1 protein-coding gene is annotated in these 1,486 nt (G+C 36.1%); it reads right to left on the minus strand.

Going from position 1 to position 1,486, the window contains the following annotated elements; translation table 11 throughout:
• Window positions 1-1,419, minus strand: a 1,419-nt coding sequence (locus C8K15_RS19965; RefSeq protein WP_108588129.1) for an IS1182 family transposase, incomplete at its 3' end; no start/stop codon positions are given.
• Window positions 1,420-1,486 lie beyond the last annotated feature (67 nt).

A 1,486-nucleotide genomic window follows, 5' to 3' on the forward strand; every position in this document is an offset into this window, starting at 1 on the left:
AGACTGAATAATCATGCCAAAAAGACCACAGTATTTTGCTGTAGTCAATCCATGGTATCTTTTCAGTTCAGCATTTTTATGTTCTATAATGCCACGCTTTTTACTTCGTATTTTGTATTCTTCAGTTGCTAAATAGTTCATTTGATTCTGGTGTTCATCTGAAATGATTCGAATTGAATAAGTTTTTGTTTTACTCCCTTTTTTATAACATCCTTCTTTCATTGGACAAGTTTTGCAGATTGAAGTATCGAAAAAGAAGCTGTTAAATTGATTTTGACCAATATCCTTTTTACCTTGTCTTGCTTTACGTATACTCCAGTGTCCTGCTGGACACATAACTTGATCAGTTTCTTTGTCATAACGAAAACAGTCATCTTCTCTGGTGCCGTAAACAGAAGGATTTAAGGGAATTGTAGCTATAATTTCTTCACCATCTAGGTAGTTCAAATTAGCTTTTGAAGAATAAGCTGTATCTGCTAATATTTCGTTTACTTCTAACGCTTGAGCTTTCGTCTGGTTCACCAATTCTTTTAATTGCTTTCCATCATCTCCTGTTCCAGTTGTTACTTTTACTTGTGTAATAATTTCTTCTTCAGTCATGGCGATGTGAGATTTATAACCAAAAAATGAACGAGAGACTGATTTCCATCCAAATCTAGCATCTGGGTCAATTGCAGAGCGAATTCCTTTGTTCGCAAGTAGACGCTCATCTTCAATAATCTGTTTTGCCACTTTTAACTTTTCTTTAACTGCGCCTTCAGCATCCGGAAGTGCTCTCTCAACAGTCTCTCCTAATAGAGCAAGGTATGAAATCATTATCTTCCCTTTTTCTTCTTCCGATATTTCTTTAGGAAATGTTGGATAGGCAGGTAGTTTGTCGTAAAGATTTTTGTGTTGCTTTCTTACGGTTCTTCGAAGTCTAGAGGCAGCCTTACTAAGAACCTCCAATGGCTTTTTTTTCGCTGCATTTGCGAGAGTATGGGTTGAATCAATAAATAATGCTTTAGAACGGATTAGTCCTTTTTCCTGTGCTTGTTTTACTATTTCAGTTAAAACTTTCTCGATATTCTGAGCACCCAAACGATGCTTTCGGAAACGACTTAATTGAGATGAATCTGGTAAGGAATCCTCCGGATTCAATCCTAAAAACCACTTGTAAGCCATATTCACCTGTGCTTCTTTAATGATTCGTTCATCAGAAAGATTGGATAACGTCTGAAGAAAAAGCAGGCGGAATAATAACTCAGGTTCATTCGCAGGGCGACCATAGAATTCGCAATATGAACTTTTGACAATGTCATGGACAAAACTAAAATCTATGATTTCGTGGATTTGGCGAAGCAGATGATTTTTTGGAACAATGATGTCGTAAAGTTCTGCGTGGAAAGATAAAGTAGTTTGTTTTGATTGATTTAACATGATTAACACACACTTTCAGAGCTTTTTATTTATTATAACGAAAAAGGGAAAAGCGAATCTAGCGCTT

Source organism: Paenisporosarcina sp. OV554 (assembly GCF_003058165.1).
GTDB lineage: Bacteria > Bacillota > Bacilli > Bacillales_A > Planococcaceae > Paenisporosarcina.